The sequence below is a fragment of the Nocardiopsis ansamitocini genome (assembly GCF_030268225.1).
GTDB classification, from domain to species: Bacteria; Actinomycetota; Actinomycetes; order Streptosporangiales; family Streptosporangiaceae; genus Nocardiopsis_D; species Nocardiopsis_D ansamitocini.
Map to the genome: position 1 here is coordinate 573,359 of NZ_BSQG01000001.1, position 23,535 is coordinate 596,893.

General features: G+C 69.6%; 22 protein-coding genes. 12 read left to right on the plus strand and 10 right to left on the minus strand.

Annotated features, from left to right (window positions below):
• Window positions 1-28: 28 nt before the first annotated feature.
• The 5 genes from QSJ59_RS02610 (at window position 29) to QSJ59_RS02630 (ending at window position 8,408) form a co-directional block, all read left to right on the plus strand.
• On the plus strand, window positions 29-400 hold the full coding sequence (locus QSJ59_RS02610; protein ID WP_285757032.1) for a hypothetical protein: 372 nt from the start codon (window positions 29-31) through the stop codon (window positions 398-400).
• 69 nt (window positions 401-469) lie between these two features.
• Window positions 470-2,125: a DUF2397 domain-containing protein gene (locus QSJ59_RS02615; protein WP_285757033.1), complete on the plus strand. Its 1,656-nt coding sequence runs from the start codon at window positions 470-472 to the stop codon at window positions 2,123-2,125.
• Complete coding sequence (locus QSJ59_RS02620; protein WP_285757034.1) at window positions 2,122-3,411, plus strand: TIGR02678 family protein; 1,290 nt, start codon at window positions 2,122-2,124, stop codon at window positions 3,409-3,411. Before QSJ59_RS02615 ends, QSJ59_RS02620 begins: the two co-directional genes overlap by 4 nt.
• A 28-nt stretch (window positions 3,412-3,439) precedes the next feature.
• The gene (locus tag QSJ59_RS02625) at window positions 3,440-7,603 is read left to right on the plus strand and encodes a TIGR02680 family protein (RefSeq protein WP_285757035.1); all 4,164 of its coding nucleotides are present in this window, start codon (window positions 3,440-3,442) and stop codon (window positions 7,601-7,603) included.
• A gap of 190 nt (window positions 7,604-7,793) precedes the next feature.
• Window positions 7,794-8,408, plus strand: coding sequence for a superoxide dismutase (locus tag QSJ59_RS02630; RefSeq protein WP_285757036.1), 615 nt, complete (start codon window positions 7,794-7,796; stop codon window positions 8,406-8,408).
• Window positions 8,409-8,478: 70 nt separating this feature from the next.
• On the opposite strand, the gene QSJ59_RS02635 is transcribed toward QSJ59_RS02630, so the two are convergent.
• The 3 genes from QSJ59_RS02635 to QSJ59_RS02645 form a co-directional block, all read right to left on the minus strand.
• Window positions 8,479-9,153 (minus strand): HAD family hydrolase, encoded by a 675-nt coding sequence (locus QSJ59_RS02635; RefSeq protein ID WP_432707406.1) that lies wholly within the window; start codon window positions 9,151-9,153, stop codon window positions 8,479-8,481.
• A 46-nt stretch (window positions 9,154-9,199) separates the two neighbouring features.
• On the minus strand, window positions 9,200-9,823 hold the full coding sequence (locus QSJ59_RS02640) for a DUF4126 domain-containing protein (RefSeq protein ID WP_285757037.1): 624 nt from the start codon (window positions 9,821-9,823) through the stop codon (window positions 9,200-9,202).
• Window positions 9,824-9,933: 110 nt separating this feature from the next.
• Window positions 9,934-10,188: a DUF2630 family protein gene (locus QSJ59_RS02645; protein WP_285757038.1), complete on the minus strand. Its 255-nt coding sequence runs from the start codon at window positions 10,186-10,188 to the stop codon at window positions 9,934-9,936.
• A 205-nt stretch (window positions 10,189-10,393) separates the two neighbouring features.
• Here QSJ59_RS02645 and QSJ59_RS02650 point away from each other — a divergent pair, with 205 nt between their 5' ends.
• Window positions 10,394-10,999 (plus strand): hypothetical protein, encoded by a 606-nt coding sequence (locus QSJ59_RS02650; protein WP_285757039.1) that lies wholly within the window; start codon window positions 10,394-10,396, stop codon window positions 10,997-10,999.
• Here QSJ59_RS02650 and QSJ59_RS02655 read toward each other — a convergent pair.
• The gene (locus QSJ59_RS02655) at window positions 10,974-11,897 is read right to left on the minus strand and encodes a hypothetical protein (protein WP_285757040.1); all 924 of its coding nucleotides are present in this window, start codon (window positions 11,895-11,897) and stop codon (window positions 10,974-10,976) included. The two genes, QSJ59_RS02650 and QSJ59_RS02655, sit on opposite strands and share 26 nt — an antisense overlap.
• 527 nt (window positions 11,898-12,424) lie before the next feature.
• Between QSJ59_RS02655 and QSJ59_RS02660 the strand changes: the two genes are divergently transcribed.
• Window positions 12,425-12,712 carry a metal-sensitive transcriptional regulator gene (locus QSJ59_RS02660; RefSeq protein ID WP_285757864.1) on the plus strand — a complete coding sequence of 96 codons (288 nt, stop codon included), beginning with the start codon at window positions 12,425-12,427 and terminating at the stop codon, window positions 12,710-12,712.
• A 34-nt stretch (window positions 12,713-12,746) separates the two neighbouring features.
• Window positions 12,747-12,953 carry a heavy-metal-associated domain-containing protein gene (locus QSJ59_RS02665; RefSeq protein WP_285757865.1) on the plus strand — a complete coding sequence of 69 codons (207 nt, stop codon included), beginning with the start codon at window positions 12,747-12,749 and terminating at the stop codon, window positions 12,951-12,953.
• A 96-nt stretch (window positions 12,954-13,049) separates the two neighbouring features.
• Here the strand turns inward: QSJ59_RS02665 and QSJ59_RS02670 are convergent, their stop codons facing one another.
• Window positions 13,050-14,405 carry an NAD(P)/FAD-dependent oxidoreductase gene (locus tag QSJ59_RS02670; RefSeq protein ID WP_285757041.1) on the minus strand — a complete coding sequence of 452 codons (1,356 nt, stop codon included), beginning with the start codon at window positions 14,403-14,405 and terminating at the stop codon, window positions 13,050-13,052.
• Between the two features lie 331 nt (window positions 14,406-14,736).
• On the opposite strand from QSJ59_RS02670, the gene QSJ59_RS02675 reads away from it, so the two are divergent.
• Complete coding sequence (locus QSJ59_RS02675) at window positions 14,737-15,225, plus strand: hypothetical protein (protein WP_285757042.1); 489 nt, start codon at window positions 14,737-14,739, stop codon at window positions 15,223-15,225.
• 76 nt (window positions 15,226-15,301) lie between these two features.
• Here the strand turns inward: QSJ59_RS02675 and QSJ59_RS02680 are convergent, their stop codons facing one another.
• Complete coding sequence (locus QSJ59_RS02680; protein WP_285757043.1) at window positions 15,302-15,880, minus strand: SACE_7040 family transcriptional regulator; 579 nt, start codon at window positions 15,878-15,880, stop codon at window positions 15,302-15,304.
• A gap of 58 nt (window positions 15,881-15,938) precedes the next feature.
• Here QSJ59_RS02680 and QSJ59_RS02685 point away from each other — a divergent pair, with 58 nt between their 5' ends.
• The 3 genes from QSJ59_RS02685 to QSJ59_RS02695 are packed head-to-tail and all read left to right on the plus strand — an operon-like array spanning window position 15,939 to window position 20,939.
• Window positions 15,939-17,597: a carboxyl transferase domain-containing protein gene (locus QSJ59_RS02685; protein ID WP_285757044.1), complete on the plus strand. Its 1,659-nt coding sequence runs from the start codon at window positions 15,939-15,941 to the stop codon at window positions 17,595-17,597.
• Window positions 17,598-17,652: 55 nt separating this feature from the next.
• A complete protein-coding gene (locus QSJ59_RS02690) occupies window positions 17,653-19,779 on the plus strand; it encodes an acetyl/propionyl/methylcrotonyl-CoA carboxylase subunit alpha (protein ID WP_285757045.1) in 2,127 nt (708 codons plus the stop codon).
• A 5-nt stretch (window positions 19,780-19,784) separates the two neighbouring features.
• Window positions 19,785-20,939: an acyl-CoA dehydrogenase family protein gene (locus QSJ59_RS02695; protein ID WP_432707407.1), complete on the plus strand. Its 1,155-nt coding sequence runs from the start codon at window positions 19,785-19,787 to the stop codon at window positions 20,937-20,939.
• A 79-nt stretch (window positions 20,940-21,018) separates the two neighbouring features.
• Here the strand turns inward: QSJ59_RS02695 and QSJ59_RS02700 are convergent, their stop codons facing one another.
• The 4 genes from QSJ59_RS02700 to QSJ59_RS02715 all read right to left on the minus strand — a co-directional run bounded on the left by QSJ59_RS02700 (window position 21,019) and on the right by QSJ59_RS02715 (window position 23,501).
• Window positions 21,019-21,810 (minus strand): class I SAM-dependent methyltransferase, encoded by a 792-nt coding sequence (locus QSJ59_RS02700; protein ID WP_285757047.1) that lies wholly within the window; start codon window positions 21,808-21,810, stop codon window positions 21,019-21,021.
• A gap of 128 nt (window positions 21,811-21,938) precedes the next feature.
• Entirely contained in the window at window positions 21,939-22,529 is a 591-nt protein-coding gene (locus tag QSJ59_RS02705) for a GTP-binding protein (RefSeq protein ID WP_285757866.1), read from the minus strand.
• A gap of 34 nt (window positions 22,530-22,563) precedes the next feature.
• Entirely contained in the window at window positions 22,564-23,079 is a 516-nt protein-coding gene (locus QSJ59_RS02710) for a DUF742 domain-containing protein (RefSeq protein WP_285757049.1), read from the minus strand.
• 20 nt (window positions 23,080-23,099) lie between these two features.
• Window positions 23,100-23,501 carry a roadblock/LC7 domain-containing protein gene (locus QSJ59_RS02715; protein WP_285757050.1) on the minus strand — a complete coding sequence of 134 codons (402 nt, stop codon included), beginning with the start codon at window positions 23,499-23,501 and terminating at the stop codon, window positions 23,100-23,102.
• Between the last annotated feature and the right edge of the window lie 34 nt (window positions 23,502-23,535).

Here is a 23,535-nt window from a genome sequence, read left to right on the forward strand (position 1 = left end):
CGACACAAACCCCTGAAGGAGGGAACCCGTGGCGCTGTACGAGGTGCAGGCCCGCAAGTGGGAGAACGGCTGGGAACTCCGCGTCACCGACGTCGGGGTCACCTGGTCGCCGTCCCTGGGCGACGCCGAGTCGCGGGCCCGGGAGTTCATCGCCACCCAGTTGGAGCGGGACGAGCGCACGATCCACTTGGACCTGGTCCCCCACGTCAGTGACGACCTCGACCAGCTCGCGGTGGAGGCGAGACGGGCGCTGCACACCGCCGACGAGGCGATGCGGGGCGCAGCCGCGAAAACCAAGGAGGCCGTGTACGGCCTGACGGACGCGGGACTGAGCGCCAACGACATCTCCAACTACCTGGGGTTGTCGGCCCAGCGCCTGGAACAGCTCGTCCAAGGGTGAGGCCTTGCCGTAGTCCGTCGGCAGAAGCAGCAGGAAACAGTCGCCGGAGGGACTAAGTTGGGGCGGGTCATGCCTAGTCAAGCCGACCACACCCCCCGCACAGAGGACGACCTGTCGGACGGTCCTGCCGAGACCGGTTTCCGCGGATCCGACGACCCGCTCACCCGGCTGGGACTCTACAGCTACCTGACCGCGCGCGAGCGGCGCGGTTACATCGCGATCATGCGACTGTTCACGTCCACCCTGCTGGCCGACCTCGGCGCGGGTGAAGTCGCCGCCGCACTCGCCGAGGCCGAGAGGCGTGGTGAGGTGGAGCCGGGCGAGTCCCGGTTGGAGACGGTCGTCGACCGCCTGGAGCAGCTGGCCAAGTGGGGCAACCTGGTTCCCGGTCGGCGCGAGCCGGTCGCCACGATCGCGGAGTTCACCCAGAGCCGGATGCGCTACCAGGTGTCCAAACTCGCAACGCGGGTGCAGCGCGAGGTCGACGGGGTCCTCGCGGTGGCCGAGGGCGCTCGCGAAGTCTCCCGGGAACTGCTGCCGGCCATCGAACAGGGCCTGGCGGCGATCCAGCACACGGTCGGCGAGATCCGCACCGTGGAACGCAGCGGCGCCGACGGCACCGCGCGACGGCTGCGCGAGGACCTCGCCCGTCACGTCACCACCTTGTTCCTGCAACACGACGAGTTCGCCGCAGCCGTCCGCGACTTCTACGCCTACCTCGGCTCGGTCATCGCACGCTACGACCTCGCCCCGGCCGAGATGTCGGGCTTCAAGCACATGCTTTTGGAATACGTGGAGCTGATCGCCAAAGACGTGCTGCGCCACTCCGAACCGATCGTGGACCGCCTGGGCGCGCTGGAGCGCTGCCGTACGGACCTGCTGGACCTGCTGGGCGCGCGTGGCGACGACCTCTCCTCCTCGTCGGCCCTCCCCCGCTTCGCGACGCGGCCCGGGCCCGCTGTCCAACCCGAGCTGATGGAACGGGCTCCCGGGCGGCGTGCCTCGGACTGGGACGGCCTGGCCGACTGGTTCGTCGGCCGTCCGGGGCGCCCCTCCGAGGTGAGCGCGTTGCGCGACGCCACCAGCAGGGCGATCACCGCGCTGCTGACCAATGTCAAACGGGTCAGCGGGGTGGGCGGGGTGGACCCTGGCCGCCGACGCGACCTGTTGACTCTGGCCTCGTGGTTCGACGAGGCATCGCCCGAGGCCGCGCACGACCTCTACACGAGCGCGTTCGGCCTGTTCTCCGCCCGCCACCTGGCACTGTGCAACGAGGACGACGCAGCCGCGCCGGACCGGTCCTGGGCCGAGGGCGCGCGCGTGCGGGTGGACGTCAACGTCGGCAACCGCGGGGAGCGCGCGGCGACGGGGCGGATCCACCCCGTCACCGAGGATCCGCTGGGCCGGGCCGCGTTGCTCCAGGAGCAGGAGCAGCGACGCCGCCGGCGCGACACCGCGGTGGGCGAGTTGGCGGCCTCCGCGCAGGACCTGGCCTCGGCCCGGCTGTCGGGCGACGCCCTGGAGATCTTCTGCGAGCTGCTGGCTCTGGCCGGTGCCTCCCGGGACACCCCTGCGGAAGGGGGGATCGCGGCCGACCCCATCAGCGGTCTGACCCTGTCCGTCGAGCAGCGGCGCGGACACTCCGCCCGGGTGGGCTCGGTACTGGGCACCCTGGAACTGCGCGACACAGAGGTGCGCCTGGAACTGACGGAGCCGATGCGATGAACCGCCGGGAACGTCCCCTGGGGCTAAACGAGCGCGCCGCGTTCACCGGATTGGACGATCTGGAGACCGCGCAACTGCGCCGCTACGTGCGGGTCCTCCTGCGGCACCCGCTGCTGCGCCCCGGCGGCCCCGGCGGCGAGGCGCTGAGCGGTGTACGGCGCAACGCCGACCGGCTTCAGTCCCTGTTCGTGGCCTACCTGGGCTACCGCCTCGTTGTGGAACCGACGTTCGCCCGGTTGTACAAGACCCCCCGACCGGGCGGCGGTGTGCGCGGCGCGCACAAACGCAGCGGAGCGGCGTTCACCCCGCGCGGTTACGCCTACCTCGCGCTGGTGCTGGCCGTGCTGACCGGTGGCGGAACGCAGTTGCTGCTCTCGCGGCTGGTCTCGGAGGTGCGGGCCGCCGGCGCCGAGGCCGGCCTGGAGGTGGGTACGGGAATCGTGGACCGGCGTGCACTCACCGCCGCCCTGCGCCATCTCATCGAGCTCGGGGTACTGGCCGAAACCGACGGAAGTGTCGCCGCGTGGGCCGACGACTCCGGCCGGGAGGCTTTGCTGGACGTGGACCCCGAGCTGCTGGGCCATCTGGTGGCCGCACCGCTGGGGCGGGCCGATTCCCCCGGCGAACTGGTCACCGCTTCCCCCGGGCTCGGCGACGACCGGCACGTCGTGCGGCGGCGGCTGGTCGAGGACCCGGTCGTGGCCCACGCCGATCTGAGCCCCGGCCAACACGACTGGCTGCGCCGCAACCTGGGACGCGAGGCAGAACTACTGGAAGACGTCACCGGCCTGCGCTTGGAGGCGCGCGCCGACGGAGTACTGGCGGTGGATCCCGACGGTTATCTGACCGACCGTGCCTTCCCCGGGCCGGGCACCGTGGAGCGCGTCGCGCTCTTGACGCTGGCCGAGCTCTTCGACGACGCACCCGGCACTCCCGCGGTGGGTACCGAGCCGAGCGCGAAAGAGCCGGCGGCCCGGGCCCCGGGGGCCACGGTGGTCGACACCGCGCGTTTCACCGCGGCCGTGACGGTCATCGCGCAGCGGTATCCCCAGGCATGGTCACGGGAGGCCGTGCGCGATCCCGGCCAACTGGCCCGGTCGGTACTGCGGGCGCTGTCGGAGTCGGGACTGGCCCGGGTGCTGCCCGGGTCTCTCGTGGCCATCAGTCCGGCCGCAGGCCGCTACCTGCCGGTCCTGGACGCTCCGGAGGAAGAGGGATCACCGGCCGAACAGGACCCGTCCCCCGCCCCCCTGGACGACGGCCAGGAATCCCTGTTCTCCTTCTGACCCCTTATCAAGACGTAGGCGTATACGAGTGAGGATCGACGACGTGGACGGCGAGGCGACCCCGCGCACCCGATGGCGGCTGCACCGGGGCGGCGTGGTGAACATCTGGCAGTACACCGAGGAGGTCTTCGACCTGTCCGGCGGGCGGGTCATCTTCAAGGGGACCAACGGTTCGGGCAAATCGCGCACCCTGGAACTACTGCTGCCGTTGTGCCTGGACGGCGATCTGCGCACCATGGGCTGCAAGGGCTTCGACACCGTCAGCATGGGCCGCCTCATGCTCGACGACTACACCCAGGGCTCGTCACGGCTGGGCTACGCCTGGGTCGAACTGCGCAGGGAGGCCGCGGACGGCAGCGAGGAGTTCCTGACCACCGGCGTGGGGGTGAAGGCCACGGCGTCGAGTCGTCAGGTCAGCGACTCGTGGCGGTTCATCACCCCACTGCGGGTGAACATCGACTTCGCCCTGATGGAACAGGACCGGCCGATCACCCCGGCACGACTGCGCGAACATATCGGCGCGGACGCGGTGGTGGACGAGGCCGCGGCGTTCCAGGAGCGGGTGGCAGCGGCCGTGTACGGCATCAAGGGCGGCGGGCGCTACACCGACCTGCTGCATCTGCAACGCACCCTGCGCAACCCCGACATCGGCCTCAAGGTCCTCCAGGGACAGCTGGAGCAGCTGCTGTCCGACGCGCTGCCGCCCATCGACTCCGGCGTAGTCGTACGCACCGCCAACGGCCTGGACAACCTGGAGGGGGTGCGCCGCAACGTCGCCCGGCTGCGCGTCGCCGACACCGCGCTGCAGGAGTTCCTGTCCGGGTACCGGGGATACGCCCGCGGCGTGCTCGCCGACCGGGCCTCTGTGCTGACCAAGGCGGAGAAGGATCTGGAGCGGGCCCGCCGGGCCTATGCCAAGCAGGAGAGCGAACACGCCGAGGCCGAGGAGCACAGCGAGAAGGCCCGCGCCGACCGCGACGCCCTGACGGAGCGGCGCGAGGTCGTGCAGGCGGAACTGGACGCGTTGAAGTCCTCTGACGCCTACCGGGCGCTGGGGGACCTCGACGACAAGGCGGAGACGGTGGCCTCCCAGCGCCGCAATGCCGAGGGGGCGCTGCGCCACGCGGCCGAGTTGCGCACGGCAGAGGAACAGTCGGTGGCGGCCCTGCACCGCGCGGCGGCCACGGTCCGCCGTGCCGGGGAGTCGGTGCGCGGCGCAGCGGGAGCGGCCCGCGAATCACTGTCGTCAGTGGGCCTCGGGGCGCCTCTGGGCGACACATCGGCGCTGGTGCCAAAGACCTCGCCGCGCGGAGAGACCGCCCGGGTACTGCTGTGTGCCGACCCTGGCGCACCGGCGGAGGAGGTGCGACGTCCGTTGCCCCCGGCGGTGGACGTTCCCTCACTGGTCGAGGAGGCCGGACGGGTCGCCGGACGGATCGAGGCCGCTGCACGGGCTGTCGGCGAACGCGGTCCATTGCTGACGGGGCTGCGCGCCCGGGCGCAGCGCCTCACCGAGCATGCCGACCGTGTACGGCAACTCGGTGCGGCAGCGGAGCGGGCGGCCGAGGAGTCCGCTGACGCGGCGCAACGGTCCCGCCAGACCCAGGAGCAGGTGGACACGGCCGCCGGGGAATGGACCGACGCCGTGCGCGAGTGGCGCGGCAAGCGCCCGGCCCCCGCCCCTGGAACGGACGCACCGGAGCTGGACCAGGCTCCGGAGACCGCCGCCGTGGCCGCCGATCCCGAGTCCTTCGGTGACGCCGAGCGTAGGGCCCGCGCGACGCTGCAACCGGCTGCGCGCGCGGTCCAGCAGTCGGTACTGGCCGCACAGCAGCGCCGCGCCGACGCACACGACGTACACGCGGCGCTGGAGGCCGAGCTCGTCGAGTTGCGCTCGGCCGTGGAGGTCGCACTGCCCGACCCCGAACTGACCAGGGCACGGCGCGCGGCCGGGGAGGGGCTTCCGTTCTACCGAGCGGTGGACTTCGCAGCGGACCTCCCCGCTGAGCGGAGGGCAGCACTGGAGGCCGCCCTCCAGGCCAGCGGCCTGCTGAACGCGTGGGTCCCCCGCGCAGGACTTCCCGATGACGACCTCGACACCTGGGCGGTCCCCGGGGAACCGGTGTCGGGCCCGTCCCTGGCCGATCTGCTGCGCCCGGCCGGTGGCGACGAACCGGTCGTCTCCGAGGAGACGGTGCGCGCACTGCTGCGCTCGATCCCGTTGAGCGGCGACGGAGCAGGCGGCCTCACCCTCTCGGCCGACGGTGACGGCCGGTGGCGTGCGGGGGTACTGCACGGGCGGCACGCGAAGGACGAGGCCGAGCACATCGGGGCGGGTGCGCGGGAGGCGGTGCGCCGCCGCCGGATCGCGGCGTTGCAGGAACGGGTTGCCGAGGCCGCGGGCCTGGTGGAGGAACACGCGGCCCACCTCGCACACGCCGAGGCGCTGGAACGTGCGTGGGAGTCCTGGCTGACGGCGTTCCCCGGCACCGGCACGCTGCTCACGGCGCACGTGGAGGCCCGTACCGCCCGCTCCGCGGCCCGACGCGCGGCCGCGGACGCCGAGAGGGCCGAGGCGGAGCACGCCCGCGAGCGGGCGGAGTTCACGGCGGACCGTGCCGCCCATCGGCGCTCCTGCGGCGACCTGGGTGTCGCCGAGGACGCCGAGACACTGGCCGCGCTGTGCGAGGAGGCCCGCACCGCCACGAGCGCATTGGAGCAGTGTTCCGGTCTGCTTGCACGTGACTACCCCGAGGCGCTGGAGGGGGTGCGCGCGGCGCGCGAGGACCACGCGACCACCTGTTCGGGGCGTCGTGACGCGGAGACGGCCGCGCTGGAGGCGCACCGGCGCCATTCGGAGGCGCACGCGGCCCTGGAGACGCTCCGCTCCACCCTGGGCCACGACGCCGAGGAGGTCGCCCTGCGGGTGCGCGCACTGGCCGAGGAGCGCGACCGGCTCAAGGACGAGTCCCCGAAGGTCTTCGACCACTACGACACGCTGCGCGACACCTCCAAGGAACTGGAGGGGCGGCTGGAGGCCGCCCGGATGCGGATCGAGGGGGCAGACGGCCTACTGGGCAAGGTGTCCGACGCCGAGGACGCCCTCACCGACGCGGCAGGGGTCGCCGGCGTCTGGGAGGCCGCCACCGAACAGGTCGACCCCCCGTTCGAGCGTGCGGAGCTGCGCACGGCGCTGACCGACGCCCTGTCGGAGGGTGAGCCGCCCGGCGACCCCGCGGCTCTGGAGCGCGACCTGCTCACCCGGATCCACACCCTGCAGTCGGCGCTCAGCGGCACCCACGACGTGCAGGCGGATCGCCATCCCCGGCACGGGATCCTGACGGTGACCGTCAGCGAGGAGTCGGGAACCGCACCCGTGGCGGCCACCGCGCGCCTGACGCTCGCACGGCTGGAGGAGGCGGAGTCGAACCTGACCGGCCGCGAGGAGCAGATCTTCGAGGACTACCTGCTCAGCGATATCGCCGAGGAACTGCGCCGTCAGATCGCGGCTGCGGAGAGCCTCACCCGGCGGATGAACACGGTGCTGACCAGCGCGCACTCCAGCCAGGGAGTACGCGTCGAGCTGACGTGGGAGCCGGCTACCCATCTGGACCCCGCCGAGCGGTCGGCGTTCGCCTTGGCGAAGAAGTCCGCGGCCCAACGCTCTCCCGAGGAGAACGAGCGGCTGCGGCGCGCGTTGATGGACCGCATCCGCACCACTCGCGACGAGGGCCGCAGCTCCGGATACGCCGAGGTGCTGACCGGAGCGTTGGACTACCGCGCGTGGTACGCCTACCGGGTCCGGGTGCACGACATCGGTCCGGACGGCCAGGCCCGTGACCGGCGCATGCGCCAGCTGTCCTCGGGCGAGACCCGGCTGGTGTCCTACGTGACGCTGTTCGCGGCGAGTGCCGCCTTCTACGACGCGCTCGAAGCAGACATCGACGGCACGTTGCGTCTGGTGCTGCTGGACGAGGCGTTCGAGCGCCTGGACGACCCGACGATCGCCCGCCTCCTGGAACTTCTGGTCGACCTGGACATGGACTGGGCGATCACCTGGCCCTCGGGGTACGGGGTCTCTTCCAGGATTCCGCGTATGCACATCTACGACATCTTGAAGCGCAAGGGCGCGTGGGGGGTGGCGTGCGCGCGCACCACCTGGAACGGCAGCGGATTCGATGCGGCGGCGTAAGGCCGGCGCACCCGCGGTGGTGCGCTTAGGCCGCCCTGCGCCGGGTAGTGCGATCGAGGGGCCGGGTTATTCCCGGCCGGACCTGTAATCAGGGCGGCACTGATCGGGCCCCTCTGCTGCTGATAGCTTTTTTCCAGCGATCACTCGCAGGTTTTCCACAACAGTCTTTTCGAGATCGGAAGGTGCGCATATGTCCGCGCCGTACTCGCTTCCTGAACTGCCCTACGACTACGCGGCCCTTGAGCCGTGGATCTCCGGCCAGATCATGGAGCTCCACCACGACAAGCACCACGCTGCTTACGTGAAGGGCACCAACGACGCCCTGGAGCAGCTGGCGGAGGCTCGGGACAAGGAGAGCCTGGGCTCCGTCAACCTGCTGCAGAAGAACCTGGCCTTCAACCTGGCCGGCCACGTGAACCACAGCGTGTTCTGGCCGAACCTGTCCCCCGACGGCGGGGACAAGCCCGAAGGCGAACTGGCCGCGGCCATTGATGACGCCTTCGGCTCCTTCGATGCCTTCCGCGCGCACTTCAACGCCGCCGCCACCGGCATCCAGGGATCCGGCTGGGCGATCCTGGCCTGGGACATCCTCGGCCAGCGCCTCATCATCGAGCAGCTCTACGACCACCAGGGCAACCTCGCCGCGGGCTCCTACCCGCTGCTGCTCCTGGACATGTGGGAGCACGCGTTCTACCTGCAGTACAAGAACGTCAAGGCCGACTACGTGAAGGCGTTCTGGAACGTCGTCAACTGGGCCGACGTTCAGCAGCGCTTCACCGCGGCCAGCAAGGTCGCGCTGGGCTAGTCCCGAAGCACCCGGAAACCGCGGGCGGCGCCTCCATGCAGGAGGCGCCGCCCGCGTCGTGTCGTGGAGGTCAGCCGCCCAGCAGGCGGACCGCCTGGGCGACCGAACTCGCGACCGGGCTACCGGTGGCTTCCAGTCGCTCGCGGGTCATGAGCCCGGTGGCGACCAGGACGGAGTGCGCACCGGCCTCCTGGGCCGCACGGGCGTCGTCGTCGATGTCCCCGATGAGCACTGTCGTGGCCGGATCGATGTCCTGGGCGACCAGGTGTTCGATGAGGTGGGCTGCTTTGGAGTCGCCCTCGGTGTCGTAGCGGCGGCCGTCCACCCGGGTGAAATGGACGGTCAGGCCGCGTTGGTCGATGAGCGGCACGAGGTGGTCGTGTGAGGCCATCGACAGCAGCGACTGGGTGCGTCCACCGGTCGACCAGGCCAGCAGGGTGTCGACGACGCCTTCCGCCAGCTCGCAGCTCTCCAGGTGCTCCAGGTAGAAGCGGTCGTACATCGTGTTGACGCGCTCCCACTCCCCTTCGCGGAAGGCCCGTCCGATCAGTTCCTCGTAGCAGGGGATGAGGGGTCGGCGAAAACTGGACCGCCAGAAGTCCAGATCGATCGGCGCACGCCCGAAGTCGGCGCAGATCCGGTTGACCGCTGCGAGGTTGGCGTGGTTGTCGTCGAGAAGCGTTCCGTTCCAGTCCCAGACGATGTGCTGGACGCCGGTCGGGGGGAACGTTGTATTGATTGCCACTCTGACAACTGTACGAGCCGTTGACGAAGCCGCACGGAGGCGGGTGTCAGGCGGTCGCCGCCCGCTCCGCGCGCCTGCGCCTGCCCCTGCGCAGCAGCAGTACGCCGCCCATCGCGATCAGCGGGATCAGGAGCACGATGAGCAGTGGCAGCAGGATGGCGAGAGCCGCCATGAAAAAGCTGGCCACGTCCTCGACCACGCTGGCGACCGGGGCGCCGATCCCGACCGTGACCGTGTTGACGAGCGGTCGGACCAGTGCCTTGAGTGTGTGGAAGAGCAGCGCGACGATCGCGCCGACGATGACGAACACCCACGTCATCGTGCCCTCGCCCCCGCCGGCGGCGGCTGCGGTGACGGTGTCGGTGGTCACCGGGTCCGCTGCGGTAAGGGTGCTCGCTCCGGCTCCGAAGGTGATCCCGCCCGCGGTGGGACGGATGACGGTCTGGAGCACATCGTTGACGCTGTCGACCCCGGGAATCTTGTCGGCCAGGAACTCGACGGCCAGGAGCACTCCGAGCACGATCAGGACGGCGGGGTTGGCCAACCACTCCCAGCCGGCCCCCAAGGGGAACCAGTCGGTGTAGCGGGCCAGCACGCCGGCCATCAACAGGGGAATGTAGGCGTTGAGGCCGGCCGACGACGCCAGCCCCAACCCGGTCAGCAGCTCCACTGGGGATCCTCACTGCAGGCTCGGTCAGAGGTCTCCCCTCTAGGATGCGCCGGACGCGCGGCTGGTTTCCCCTTTCTCCCCGGCGTTCCACCCGTCACGGAACCTGCCCGTTACTGGCGGTAGTCCTCGACCTCCGGTGCGGGGCGCACCCGGGCCTCGTCAGGGCTCTCCCCGAACTCCTCGCGGGCCCTGCGCTGACGCAGCAGGTCCCAGCACTGGTCGAGGGCCCGTTCCAGCCCCGAGACGCGTTCGCGTTCCTGGGGCGTGAGTCGGTGCTCGTACTGTTCGCGCAGGTCGCGCTCTTCGTTCACCAGCTCGCCGATCCGCTGGATGATCTCTGCTTCGTGACTCTTCGCATCGCTCATGGAAACCATGTTCGACCTCACCGGATGCCGAATCAAGCTTCTGGGCACCCGTATAACGGCAGCCCAGGGGCACATCGACGGATATGTCGGACAGGACGGGTTAGTCGGGTCCCGGTCCGGGAAAGCCTCAGCGCGTCGGTGACGCTTTCGCCCGGGGATCGATCCGCTCGGCCCCTTCCACCCTCTCGCCGGCTTGGAGCGCCTGATGAAGATCTACGCCGATCGCCCCCTCCGCTTCACCCTGCAGTTCCTCAGCGATGCGTTCGCCATCGTGTGGATCTGGCTATGGGTACGGGCGGGACAGTCCCTCCACGCGACCCTGATGACGCTGACCCGACCGGGCGAGCTGATGGAGGAGTCGGGCGGCGGACTGACCTCGCACATGAACGAGGCCGCCGAAGTGGCCGGGGGCGTCCCGCTCGTCGGCGAACAACTGGCCGTGCCGTTCCAGAGCATGGGCGAAGCCGGGGACAGTCTGAGCGAGGCAGGAACCCGGTTCCAGGAGAGCGTGACGGAGATGGCACTGCTGCTGTCGGTGCTGACCGCCGTACTGCCCGTCATGATGATCCTGGTCCTGTGGCTGCCTTTGCGTGCCCGGTGGATTCGCCAGGCGTCGGGAGCCAGACGGCTGCGCAGGATGTCGCCCGAGGCCAGTTCCGAACTGCTCGCTCTTCGCGCACTGGCGTCAGCGCCGGTGCGGGCGCTGACCAAGGTGCACGGGGACCCGGTGGACGCGTGGCGCAGAGGCGACCCCGAGGCGGTGGACCGGCTAGCCGCACTGGAGCTCAGGCGGTTGGGGCTGCGCCGCTAGCGCCCGGGGAGGACCGTGTCCGCCCGAACCGCAGCAGGGCGGCGCCACCGAGCGTCCCCGCCCCTGCCATCACGAGACTGCCCAGGGCGGTTGTGGTGACCGGTAGCCCGGAGATCCCCTTGGGGTCGCGCCCGGGGCCGGGCACCGCCATGACGTTGACGGGGCGAGCGGGGGCGGGGGCGTCGCCCGCGCGGGCGGACGGCCCGCAGTCCACGGCGACGTCGCCGAGCACCAGGGTGAAGATCTCGGTCCGGGCGGTGGACACACTGATGGTGGTCGCGACACGACCGGTACCGGGAGCGTCGTCGGGGACGTCCGCGACGATCTCGACCATGGCCGGTTCGCCGGTACCGGGAAGGTCGAGGGCTGCGGAGACCGCCCCGGCCAAGGGAACGGCGAAGTCCGTACCGAAGACGGTAACCGTGCGGTCGTCGTAGCCAGGACCTCCGTTGAGCTTGTTCTCCCACGTGACGCTGCCGCTGAGGTCGCAGGCGACAGAGTGCCTCAGGGCGTCGAAGGCGACCGCGGGGACCGTGTGGCCGGGCAGATTGAGCCGGAACCCGCCGGAGATCGTACTGCGCGCGTCAGCGCGCCCCGCCCCGCCCTGGGTGGTGTTGGCCAACGACTCCGGGACCGCACCGATGTCGAGGCGGGCGCGCACCGAGTCGGGGTCGTCGGTGAAATCGGCCGAAGGGTAGTGACCGCCGTACTCCTCGCGGGTGATCACCACTCCCCAGTCTCCCGATACCGCCGTCGTCTCAAGGGCGACGAGTCGGCTTGCGGCCAACAGGGGAAACCCGTCACCGGCGAAAGCGGGCGGCCCCGTCCCGACCGCTCCGAAGGCAACCGCGAGCACCACCCACCATGGGAGGCCCCGCCGCAGACCTGACGCTGCCACGCTGCCCCCTCGACACTGCGTCGGGCGGCTTGCGCGGAGCACCCGTCAGGCACGCTGCACGAACCGCCATTCGGCCGGGCACTGCACAGCACCCGAAACCCCCGATTTCCGGCTTATCGCCATAAAAATTATCGAATAGGAAAGAGTGGTGTGCACAACGCATATATTCCTGTTTCGCACTTGTTCCGCAACGGAGACCTTCAGCGGCGGGCAGGGACGACGGCGGGCCTGTCATACCCGAACAGCCGAAGGGCATCACCGCACGGAACCGCAAGGGAGATCCAGGACACGGGATTCGCCACGGCCTCTCGGGAACGGGCCCGCCGTCCCGAAGCCGGCACTGGCGGCACGGCGCGGTCGCCGGATCAGCGATCATCGGCTTGTCCCCGTTGTCCGAAAGCATCCGGAACCCGGACCGCGCCCGACCCGGCGCCGCCACGCCCGCCCCATCCGACCACCAGGTCCGGATATACCCACAGGGGGTATCATTGGCCGAGGAAGCGACTAGTGACCAGGAGAGCGCCGAGATGGCCACCTACGGCTACCACCACGACAAGCAGCAGCACCTCAACCGGCTGCGGCGGATCGAAGGCCAGGTCCGTGGGCTTCAGCGCATGGTCGAGGAGGACTCCTACTGCATCGACATCCTCACCCAGACGTCCGCCGTGAACAAAGCGCTGCGCTCGTTCGCCCTGTCACTCCTGGACGAGCACCTCAAGCACTGCGTGGCGCACGCCGTCGCCAACGGCGGGACGGAAGCCGAGGAGAAGGTGCGCGAGGCGTCCGAGGCGATCGCCCGGCTGGTCCGCTCCTGATCCCATGAGCACGTCAACGGAAGCGAGGGCCGTCATGGCCAGCACCACCATCACCGTCAGCGGTATGACCTGCGGACACTGCGTGAGCTCGGTCAAGGAGGAAATCGGCGAACTGCCCGGCGTCACCACCGTGGACGTCGATCTGACGAGCGGGCGCGTTCAGGTGGAGAGCGCCGAACCGCTCACCGACATCCAGCTCAAGGATGCCGTCAGCGAGGCCGGCTACACCATCGTCGCCTGACCGGGGCGGCGGGCCGGGGCGGCTGTTGCGCCGCCCCGGCCGCACGCGTCCTGGCGCACTCGCCCCGCTCCGGACCGGACACCCGGCCCGGAATCGTCACGGGCGGGGCGGGGCGGAAGCCACCCGCTGCCTGGCCTGGTCCGGATCGAGGTACTGGGCTGCCTCTTCGGTGTCGACCAGGGTGTCCACGCGCCGGTCGAGGAAACCCAGCCGCGACACCTCGCCCCCCAGAAGGGAGCGGATCGCCCAGTTGGCGGCGACCCTGGCGCGCCCCGGTCCCGAGTGCAGCGCCAGCAGGTGGTAGGCGCGGGTGATCGCCAGCGCGGGAAGACCGGTGACCTCGTACCCCAACGGCCGGGCCAGCGCGTCCTTCCCGCTGAGGTCGACGAGCAGACCGAGGTCCTTGTGGTGGTACCGGCCTGCGCGTCCCCCAATCAGCGAGGCGATGATGTTGTCGGCCGCCGTCGGCCCCTGCCGGGAGGCGTGCTGGGCGGTCGGCGGGCACAGCGCCCCCTCCCCCTTGCTGAGGTCGGGCACCGCGGCGGAGTCCCCGATGGCGAAGACCTCAGGCGCATCGGGAGCGTGCAACTCCGGGGTGACCACCAGCTTGCCGCGATCGGTCTTCAGGCCCGTGGCGACCATGAGTGGGCTCGGCGCGGTCCCGGCCGTCCAGATCAGCGTGCGGGAGGGCAGGACCCTGTCGTCGGTGAGCGTCACCTTGTCCGCGGTGACCTCGCGGACGCTGACCTCCAGGCTGACCTCGACCCCTCTCTGTCGCAGCAGCCGCAGGGCGCTCTTGCCGAGGGACTCCCCCAGTTCGGGCATCAGAGCCGGCGCGATGTCCACCAGGTGCCACTGCACGTGCTCGCGCAACGCCGGATAGCGCCGGCATGCCTCGTCGCACAACAGTCTGAGCGAGGCTGCGGTCTCCACACCGGTGTAACCACCGCCGACCACGATGAAGGTGCAGCGCTCGTCGCGCTCGGCAGGATCGGTACTGGCGTTGGCCAGCTCCAACTGGGCCAGGACGTGGTCGCGCAGGTACACCGCTTCGGCAAGGTTCTTGTTTCCGCGGCCGTACTCCACGAGGCCGGGGATGTCGAAGACCCGGGTGTTACTGCCCGGCGCAAGGAGCAGCCGGTCGTAGCGCTCGAAGGACGTCTCACCGGAGATCTTGCGCACCACGACCGTACGGGACTCGGTATCCACCCCGATGGCCGCGCCGGGGACCATCCGGGTCCGGCTCAGTGTGCGGTGCAGCGAGGCTGCAATGGACTGCGGCGTGATCAGCCCCGAGGCGACCTGAGGGAGCAGCGGCTGGTAGAGCATGTAGTCGTTGGGCGTGATGAGCACCAACTCGGCGGCACCCTTGGGGATCTTGCGTTCCAGCCGGCGCAGTGCGCTCAGCCCCGCGAATCCTGCGCCAACCACCACGATGCGCGGCTGTGCCATGGTCGAACCACTCCCACTTGTCGCGTTCCCGGCGGTCGTTGTGCAAACGGAACCGACCGCCGCGGCGTGCGTGTCAGGTCGTGGTTCACGCTGCCCGCACCCCCCGATTGCCAAACGTGGAACGTCAGCGGATTGGTTGAATACCCAGCCGACCGCCTCACCTCGGACTTTGGTCTCCCTATGACCTTTGCCGGGATTTTCATACCTTGGCTTCACTCGCCATTGACTTTGTGACAACCACACACAGCTACGTTTCGTTACTGAGTGAAGTTATCGAGAGACACTCGGTAACCACCCAGGCAATGAAGGGTCACCGATGAGGAGGACGAACATGCGGATTCTCGGCAGGACCGCGGCGGTCGCGGTTGCGGCGGGGGCGTTGTCGACCGGACTGGCAGGGGTGGCGCTGGCCGCACCACAGCCCGTCGAGCCCCTTCCCGACCGGCCCGGCGGCGCAGCGACTGCGGAGAACCCGGCGCAGCCGGGCGCGGAACTTCCCGCGCAAATCCCCGCCGAGGCCCCCGCCGATCCGGCAGAACTACTACAGAACCCCGATGTCGCAGCCCTGCTGGCCGATCCGGACGTCGTCACCATCCTGGGCAACCCCGACGTCGTCGCCCTCCTGGGCGAACCGGACGTCCTCAAGGTCCTGGGTGACACCGACGCGCTCGGCGCGCTGACCGACCTGGCACCCACCGACGCCATCGGCGGGGTGACCGGCGCCGACCCCACCGACGCGGTAGGTGGGGTGACCGACACCGCAGGAAGCGCGACCGGCGCACTCGGTGGCGCGGGCGGTCTCGGCGGGGTACTTCCGTAGCCGCATCATTCGGACGGGCCCGCGTCGACCGCAGGGTCGGCCCGGGCCCGTCCCGTACGGGCCCGCGATCTGCGGATCAGTCGCCCATGGATGGCAGGAGGGCCGCGTGCGCCATGGAGAACAGGAGCGCGGCCATCTCGTCGCGGGCGAGCTCACCCGCACTGTGCGGCGTGGAGTTGAGCAGCCCGAAGACGGCATGCAGCGCCGCGCGCAAAATCTCCTCGGCCGTCCCCGGACGCAGCAGGGCCAATACGGCGACCCATTGTTCGACGTAACCGCGCTGGAGCCGGCGGATACGGCGGCGCTCGGCCTCGGGAACGTTCTCCAGTTCGCGATCCTGGACCGTGATGAGTGCCGGCTCGTCGAGAGCGAAATCGATGTGCCCGCGGAGCAACGCCGCCAACGCCTGCTCCGGCCCTTCGGCGGCCTGCGCCCTGGACCTGCCGGCTGTCGCCAGACGTTCACTGACCTCCAGGAGGATGGCGGCCAACAACGCTTCCTTCCCCGCGAAATGGCGATACAGCGCAGGGCCGCTGGTGCCTACGGCGCGCCCCAGGTCCTCGATGGAGACACCGTGGAATCCGCGCACGGCGAAGAGTTCGGCCGCTGCTCGCAGAATGACCTCTCGCCGGGCTCCCGGTCTTCGCTCAGCCATGGCCCCTCGATCCGCTCACTGCCCTGGACACCGATGTTAATGAACACTAACATCAGCGATGTTAGTGTTCATTAACGCACCTGGAGTGGCATTGAGCAGGGCACCCGTTCTCGTCTCGACGGCCGACACTGCAAGCGCTGCCTTCACGGCCAACGCCGAGGCGAACCTGGCACTCACCGCGCAACTGCGCGAGCGCGTCGCGACCGCCGCACTGGGGGGTCCGGAAAAGACCCGTGCCCGCCACGTCCAGCGTGGCAAGCTCCTGCCGCGCGACCGGGTGGACGCCCTGCTCGATCCAGGGTCGCCCTTCCTCGAACTGTCCCCCTTGGCGGCTTACGGCATGTACGGTGCCGACGGTCAGGACGCCCCGGCCGGCGGCATCATCACCGGGGTGGGGCGGGTCGCCGGCCGAGAGGTCGTGGTGGTCGCCAACGACGCCACCGTCAAAGGCGGCAGTTACTATCCGATGACGGTGAAGAAGCACCTCCGTGCCCAGGAGGTCGCTCTGCACAACCGCCTGCCGTGCGTCTACCTCGCCGACTCGGGCGGAGCGTTCCTGCCGATGCAGGACGACGTCTTTCCCGACCGCGAGCACTTCGGCCGGATCTTCTACAACCAGGCGACCATGTCCCGACAGGGCATCGCGCAGATCGCGGCCGTACTCGGTTCGTGCACCGCCGGTGGCGCCTACGTTCCCGCCATGAGCGACGAGGCGGTCATCGTGCGCGAGCAGGGCACGATCTTCCTCGGCGGCCCTCCCCTGGTCAAGGCGGCCACCGGCGAGATCGTGACAGCCGAGGACCTGGGCGGGGGGGACGTGCACTCGCGCGTCTCGGGCGTCACCGACCACCTCGCAGAGGACGACGCACACGCGCTGGGGATCGTGCGCCAGATCGTCGACACGCTGGGTCCACGCGCAGCCCCCGCCTGGGAACGCCGCGAGCCCCGGCCGCCGTCCGCGGACCCAGGCGAACTCTACGGCGTGGTGCCCGCAGACACCCGCACCCCTTATGACGTGCGCGAGGTGATCGCCCGCGTGGTCGACGCCAGCGAGTTCACCGAGTTCAAGGCCGAGTACGGCACCACCCTGGTCACCGGTTTCGCACATGTGCACGGCCATCCGGTCGGGATCATCGCCAACAACGGCATCCTGTTCGCGGAGTCGGCGATGAAAGGGGCGCACTTCATCGAACTGTGCGACCGGCGCAGCATCCCCTTGGTGTTCCTGCAGAACATCTCCGGTTTCATGGTGGGACGCGACTACGAGGCCGGAGGCATCGCCAAGCACGGCGCGAAGATGGTCACGGCCGTGGCGTGCGCGCGCGTCCCCAAGTTCACCGTGGTCATCGGCGGCTCGTTCGGAGCGGGCAACTACAGCATGTGCGGCCGGGCCTACTCGCCGCGGTTCATGTGGATGTGGCCCAACGCCCGGATCTCGGTGATGGGCGGCGAGCAGGCCGCCTCCGTGCTCGCGACGGTGCGCCGCGACCAGATGGACGCCCGCGGCGAGGAGTGGCCGCGCTCCGCCGAAGAGGCATTCAAGGACCCCATCCGCGCACAGTACGAAGAACAGGGCAGCCCTTACTACTCGACCGCACGGCTGTGGGACGACGGGGTGATCGACCCTGCCGACACCCGCACCGTGCTCGGCCTGGGCCTGGCTGCGGCCCGCAACGCCCCGCTGGACCCCGTCGGCTACGGGGTCTTTCGCATGTGATCGTCTCCTCCCGCCCAGTTACGTCCTGCGACCCAGAAGGAATCGGAGCCGCCCGATGACCGACCCCGTTCCCGGAGGCGAGGCCCCCCGGACAGCGGCCGCCCCCACCGTCCTGGTGGCCAATCGCGGCGAGATCGCGGTGCGTGTCATCCGCACGCTGCGCCGGCTCGGAATGCGATCGGTGGCCGTCTACAGCGACGCCGATCCCGAGGCACCGCACGTACGCGCGGCCGACACCGCGGTCCGCATCGGCGGAGCCACCCTGTCCGACAGCTACCTCAACGGCGCAGCCATCGTCGACGCGGCCGTCGCCACGGGTGCGACCCTGGTCCACCCCGGCTACGGTTTCCTCTCCGAGAACGCCGGTTTCGCCCGGTCCTGTGCAGAGGCCGGACTCGTCTTCGTCGGCCCGCCCGCCGAGGCCATCGAGGCGATGGGCGACAAGATCAGGGCCAAGGCAACCGTCGAGCAGGCGGGTGTGCCGCTCCTTCCCGGCTTCGCCGAGAAGAACGAACAGCCCATGACCGACACCGAACTCCTGGAAGCAGCGGCGGTTGTGGGCTACCCACTGCTGATCAAGCCCTCCGCGGGTGGCGGCGGGAAGGGAATGCGGCTGGTACGCGAGGAGGGCGAACTGGCCGGGGCTGCGGCCACAGCCCGACGCGAGGCGCGTGCCGCCTTCGGCGACGCCACCCTGCTGGTGGAGCGATTCGTCGAACGCCCGCGTCACATCGAGGTGCAGGTCCTGGCCGACGCACACGGCAACGTCGTCCACCTGGGCGAGCGCGAGTGCAGCCTCCAACGCCGGCATCAAAAAATCGTGGAGGAGGCGCCCTCCCCCCTTCTCTCGCCCACCCAGCGCAGCGCCATGGGTGCGGCAGCGGTGGCCGCCGCGCGGGCATGCGGCTACGTGGGAGCGGGAACGGTGGAGTTCATCGTGCGCGGGACTGCGTCGGCTGATGAACCCCCCGGCACGCTCGACTACTCCTTCCTGGAAATGAACACCCGGCTCCAGGTGGAGCACCCGGTCACCGAGGCCGTGACCACGATCGGCGGCACACGGGGAATCGACCTCGTGGAGTTGCAACTGCGCGTCGCCCTGGGCGAGCAATTGCCGTTCGCCCAGGAGGACGTGGGTGTGATCGGACACGCTGTGGAATGCCGCGTCTACGCCGAGGACCCCGCACGCGATTTCCTGCCCACCGGAGGGCAGGTCCTGCTCCTGGCCGAGCCCACGGGCCCCGACGTGCGCGTGGACTCCGGCCTGGACGAGGGCTCCGCGATCACCTCGGCCTACGACCCGATGCTGGCCAAGGTCGTCGTCTGGGACACCGACCGCGCGGGCGCGCTGCGCAGGGCGGGCACGGCACTGTCGGGCTACACCGTTCTGGGCTGCGGGGTGAACGTGGCGTTCCTCCGGGCCCTGCTTTCCCATCCGGAGGTGGTCGCGGGCCGCCTGAGCACCGACCTGACCGAACGCCTGCGCCCGGAGTTGACGGCCGGCACCGACCGGGTCCCCGATGCCGTGCTCGCCGCCGTCGCCCTGGACCACCAGTTGGGGCTGGAACCCACCGACGCGCTCGCCGACCGCTTCGACGTCCCCGACGGCTGGCGGGTGGGCGAACACGCCTGGACCTCCTGGCGGCTGCGCGCGCCCGGCCAGGAGGCGCAGACGGTCCGGGTCCGCCGCTCAGGCGACGGATTCGAGGTCGCCGTGGGGGATGCCGTGGCGCACCCCGCCACAGCCCGGCGACGCGACAGCGGACGCACCCTGGTGGTGGCACACTCAGGGCGAATCGCACACTATGCGCGAGCCGTCGAAGCGGACACCGTGTGGCTGGGGCTGGACGGCGCGTCATGGCAGTTGCGACGCGAGACCCTGCTGGCTCCGATGCGCTCGGCAGCAGTCGGAATCGACGGAACCGTGCGCAGTCCGATGCCCGGGACCGTCCTGGCCGTCCCCGTCGCGCAGGGGGCGACCGTGCACGCAGGGGACGCCGTCGTCGTGGTGGAGGCCATGAAGATGGAGCACTCGGTGACCGCACCGATTGATGGGCTCGTCACCTCCCTGAGCGTGCACCCCGGACAGTCCGTGGCCATGGACACCGTCCTGGCCGTCATCACCGCGGGGCCTTCGGAAATCCCGGAAGGCTCCTCCCCCGTCACGACCACCAAGGAGTGAATCGCGTGTCGCATCGCCTGGACCCCGACTACGAAGACCTGCGCCGCAGCGTCGAGGAATTCGCCCGCGACACGGTGGCCCCGGTCATCGGCGACTACTACGAACGGGGCGAATTCCCCTACGACATCGTGGCCAAGATGGGGAAGATGGGTCTGTTCGGGCTTCCCTTCCCCGAAGAGTCGGGCGGAATGGGCGGCGACTACTTCGCGCTGTGTCTGGCGTTGGAGGAGCTGGCCAGGGTGGACTCCTCGGTGGCGATCACCCTTGAGGCGGGAGTGTCGCTCGGGGCGATGCCCATCCACCGGTTCGGCAGCGACGAACAGAAGAAGAACTGGCTGCCCCGCCTGTGTGCGGGGACCTCGTTGGGCGCGTTCGGGCTCACCGAACCCGGCGCGGGCTCCGACGCGGGCGGTACCCGCACCACCGCACGGTTGGAGGGCGACGAGTGGGTCATCAACGGCACCAAGTCCTTCATCACCAATTCCGGGACCGACATCACGGCACTGGTGACCGTGACCGCGGTAACGGGGCAGCGCCCCGACGGTCGCCCGGAGATCTCAGCGATCCTGGTGCCCTCGGGAACACCCGGGTTCTCCATCGGACAGAAGTACTCCAAGGTCGGATGGCGCGCCTCCGACACCAACGAACTGGTCTTCGAGGACTGCCGGGTCCCCAAGGCGAACCTGGTGGGCGAACAGGGTCGTGGCTACGCCCAGTTCCTGCGCATCTTGGACGAGGGCCGCATCGCCATCGCCGCGTTGTCGGTGGGGCTGGCCCAGGGGTGCGTGGACGAGAGCCTGCGCTACGCGAACGAGCGGGAGGCATTCGGGAGGCACATCGGCGGCTATCAGGCCATCCAGTTCAAGATCGCCGACATGGAGGCCCGCGCGTACACCGCACGTCTGGCCTATTACGACGCGGCCGCGCGGATGCTGGCGGGGGAACCGTTCAAGAGGCAGGCGGCGATCGCCAAGCTGGTGTCCTCCAACGCCGCCATGGACAACGCCCGCGACGCCACCCAGATCTTCGGCGGCTACGGGTTCATGAACGAGTACCCGGTGGGACGCTTCTACCGCGATGCCAAGATCTTGGAGATCGGCGAGGGCACCAGCGAGGTACAGCGGATGCTCATCGCGCGCGAATTGGGTCTCCCGGCCTGATTCCCTGCGCGGGCGGCTCGTTCTTCGGGCGAGCGGCCCGCCCGCGCCCGTACTCCGTCGGGGCGGGCCGCTCAATGGGCTAGCGACGGCGGCAGATCATGAGTTCGGTGGTGGGGCTTTCGCTCCTGGAGCGCGTCAGACGGCGCTCCAGGGGATAGAGCGCGGCTCCGGCGAGCCACCCGGTCGGTTCCGTGACGGTGGCCGCGCGTAGCGTTCCTCCCCACAGCTTGCGCCAGAGAGGGCCGGCGTCGACCTGGGCGTTCATCAGCACCAGCATCGGCGTTCGACGCACGACGTCGAATCCGGATCGTTCGAGCAGCGCGGTGATCCAGTCGAGCCTGCGGTTGACCTGGTTGGCACCGCGTTGGACGGAACCGTGCAGGAAGTTCTCGGACATGACGAAGTATCCCCCGGGCCGCACGATGCGGGCGATGGACTCGATGGCGGCGACGTAGCGGGCATCATCGGTGACGTGGAAGAGCACATCCATGCACGAGACGGCGTCGAAGGTCTTCTCGCCCAGTGTGTCCCCCGGCTCGGCGATGTCCAGGCGGTGGAAGCCGACACCGGGATAGCGATCGCGCAGGCGATGTACGGCGGCCTCGGTGAGGTCGGAACCGGTGACGGCGCCGGCGCCCAGTGCCTGCCACCCTCGCACGTAGAACCCCGTCCCCGAACCCACGTCGAGAATCTGCGCCGTGGGCCAGTCGAGGTCGAGTGCCGCCGCCTCGCGCAGGAACACCTCGCGGCGCACCCGGTACATCCAGGTGTTGAACGACCGGCCAAGCGCGCGGTAGCCGACGCCGGTCTGCGTCCAGTCCGCTTCCAGGCGTTGTTCCCAGAAGTCCCTGCGTTCGTCATGGAGCGTCATTGGGACATGGTCACCCGCGGGACCCGCCTTCGTCCAGTGCAACCTGCCGACAGCATCGGAACCGACAACGCCAGGGGGCACCGCGCATCAGCACGGTGCCCCCTGGCACTGGTGTGGCCCCGGTCCGGCTAACGCCAGGAAGTCTGGCTGCCGGTGGAGGTCGTCTGCCCCGCGGTGGAGGCGTCACCCACGGTGATGGCGTGCTCGACCAGACGGATCAGCGTGGACTTCGTAGAGGTCCGGTCGCGCGCGTCGCACTGCACGATCGGGATGTCCTCGCTGAGGGTCAGGGCGTCACGCACTTCGTTGGCGGCGTGCGGGTAGTAGGCGTCAAAACCATTGATTGCCACGATGAAAGGCAGCCGCGCCTCCTCGAAGTAATCGATCGCCGGGAAGCAATCGGCGAGGCGGCGGGTGTCCACGAGGACGACGGCACCGATGGCACCCTTGACCAGGTCGTCCCACATGAACCAGAAACGGTGCTGGCCCGGGGTACCGAACAGGTACAGGATGAGGTCGGAGTCAAGGGAAACGCGGCCGAAGTCCATGGCAACCGTGGTGGTCTGCTTGTCCGGCGTCTTGGCGAGGTCGTCCACGCCGACGCTGGCACTGGTCATGACGGCTTCGGTAGTCAGCGGCACGATCTCGGAGACCGATCCCACAAACGTCGTCTTTCCGACGCCGAAGCCCCCGGCGACGACGATCTTGACCGACGTCATCGCGTTCGCCACAGCACCGCCTTCGTCGGCCGCGCTAGAGCTTGCGAAGTCCACTGAGCACCCTTTCAAGCAGGTTGGCGTTGGGCCGGTTGTCGGTGTTGAGCGACGATCTGATTTGAACGAGGCCCTGCTCCGACATGTCCGCAACGAGTACCCGCGCGACTCCGAGCGGGATACGGCACAGAGCGGAGATCTCCGCTACGGACCGCCATTCCCGGCACAGATCGCTGATTGCCTGACACTCGGGAGTCAGGGTTCCGAATTCGTTGCGCGCCGTAGCGGTCGTGGAGATCAGTGCCTCAAGCGGCAACTGAGTCCGCGGCTTGGTCCGGCCCCGTGTAACAGCGTACGGGCGCACCAGCGAACTGGGAGCGCTATTAGCCGACGCGTTATTGGTAGGTGACCATTGCTGTTGGTCGGTTGATTGCTGGCCTTGGCGTGGAGCATCGGCTCCGAGCGAACCGTCCGCCAGCGCCCTGGGGGCGCCGGCGGGCTGCTGCCCGAACCACGAGGGACTCCCGGCATCTCTACCGTGAGGTGGTGCCACCACTTCCTCCTGTCGGTGGTGGATCAGTGGATACCCGAGGTACGCGCAGCCGGTGTCAGGGCACGGCCGGCACGCTCGACGAGCAGTGTCATCTCATAACCGACCAAGCCCAAATCACATTCGGCGGAGGCGAGCACCGCGAGGCACGATCCATCGCTGATGGCCATGATAAGGAGCAGCCCTCGCTCCATCTCAACCACGGTCTGGGCTACTGCTCCGCCCTCGAACACGCGAGCCGCACCCTGGGTGAGGCTGGACAGACCAGAGGCGATGGCCGCCAGCTGGTCTGCGCGGTCGGTGGGGAACCCCGCCGAAGCGGCCAGCGGCAAGCCGTCCGAGGACACCACGATCGCGTGCGCGACATCCGGCACACGATTGGCGAAATCAGTGATCAGCCAGTTGAGTTCTTTCACCGGTTGATTCATCTGCTCTCCTGTCGGTCCCAGCGTCCTTGTCGGT

Bases quoted from the DNA above. Each gene is read 5' to 3' on its own strand.
- QSJ59_RS02630 (WP_285757036.1), top strand. From the start codon at position 7,794: ATGTCCGCGCCGTACTCGCTTCCTGAACTGCCCTACGACTACGCGGCC.
- QSJ59_RS02650 (WP_285757039.1), top strand. From the start codon at position 10,394: ATGAAGATCTACGCCGATCGCCCCCTCCGCTTCACCCTGCAGTTCCTC.
- QSJ59_RS02615 (WP_285757033.1), top strand. From the start codon at position 470: ATGCCTAGTCAAGCCGACCACACCCCCCGCACAGAGGACGACCTGTCG.
- QSJ59_RS02685 (WP_285757044.1), top strand. From the start codon at position 15,939: ATGTTAGTGTTCATTAACGCACCTGGAGTGGCATTGAGCAGGGCACCC.
- QSJ59_RS02675 (WP_285757042.1), top strand. From the start codon at position 14,737: ATGCGGATTCTCGGCAGGACCGCGGCGGTCGCGGTTGCGGCGGGGGCG.
- QSJ59_RS02670 (WP_285757041.1), bottom strand. From the start codon at position 14,405: ATGGCACAGCCGCGCATCGTGGTGGTTGGCGCAGGATTCGCGGGGCTG.
- QSJ59_RS02705 (WP_285757866.1), bottom strand. From the start codon at position 22,529: ATGACGTCGGTCAAGATCGTCGTCGCCGGGGGCTTCGGCGTCGGAAAG.
- QSJ59_RS02665 (WP_285757865.1), top strand. From the start codon at position 12,747: ATGGCCAGCACCACCATCACCGTCAGCGGTATGACCTGCGGACACTGC.
- QSJ59_RS02620 (WP_285757034.1), top strand. From the start codon at position 2,122: ATGAACCGCCGGGAACGTCCCCTGGGGCTAAACGAGCGCGCCGCGTTC.
- QSJ59_RS02700 (WP_285757047.1), bottom strand. From the start codon at position 21,810: ATGACGCTCCATGACGAACGCAGGGACTTCTGGGAACAACGCCTGGAA.
- QSJ59_RS02715 (WP_285757050.1), bottom strand. From the start codon at position 23,501: ATGAATCAACCGGTGAAAGAACTCAACTGGCTGATCACTGATTTCGCC.
- QSJ59_RS02680 (WP_285757043.1), bottom strand. From the start codon at position 15,880: ATGGCTGAGCGAAGACCGGGAGCCCGGCGAGAGGTCATTCTGCGAGCA.
- QSJ59_RS02645 (WP_285757038.1), bottom strand. From the start codon at position 10,188: ATGAGCGATGCGAAGAGTCACGAAGCAGAGATCATCCAGCGGATCGGC.
- QSJ59_RS02660 (WP_285757864.1), top strand. From the start codon at position 12,425: ATGGCCACCTACGGCTACCACCACGACAAGCAGCAGCACCTCAACCGG.
- QSJ59_RS02690 (WP_285757045.1), top strand. From the start codon at position 17,653: ATGACCGACCCCGTTCCCGGAGGCGAGGCCCCCCGGACAGCGGCCGCC.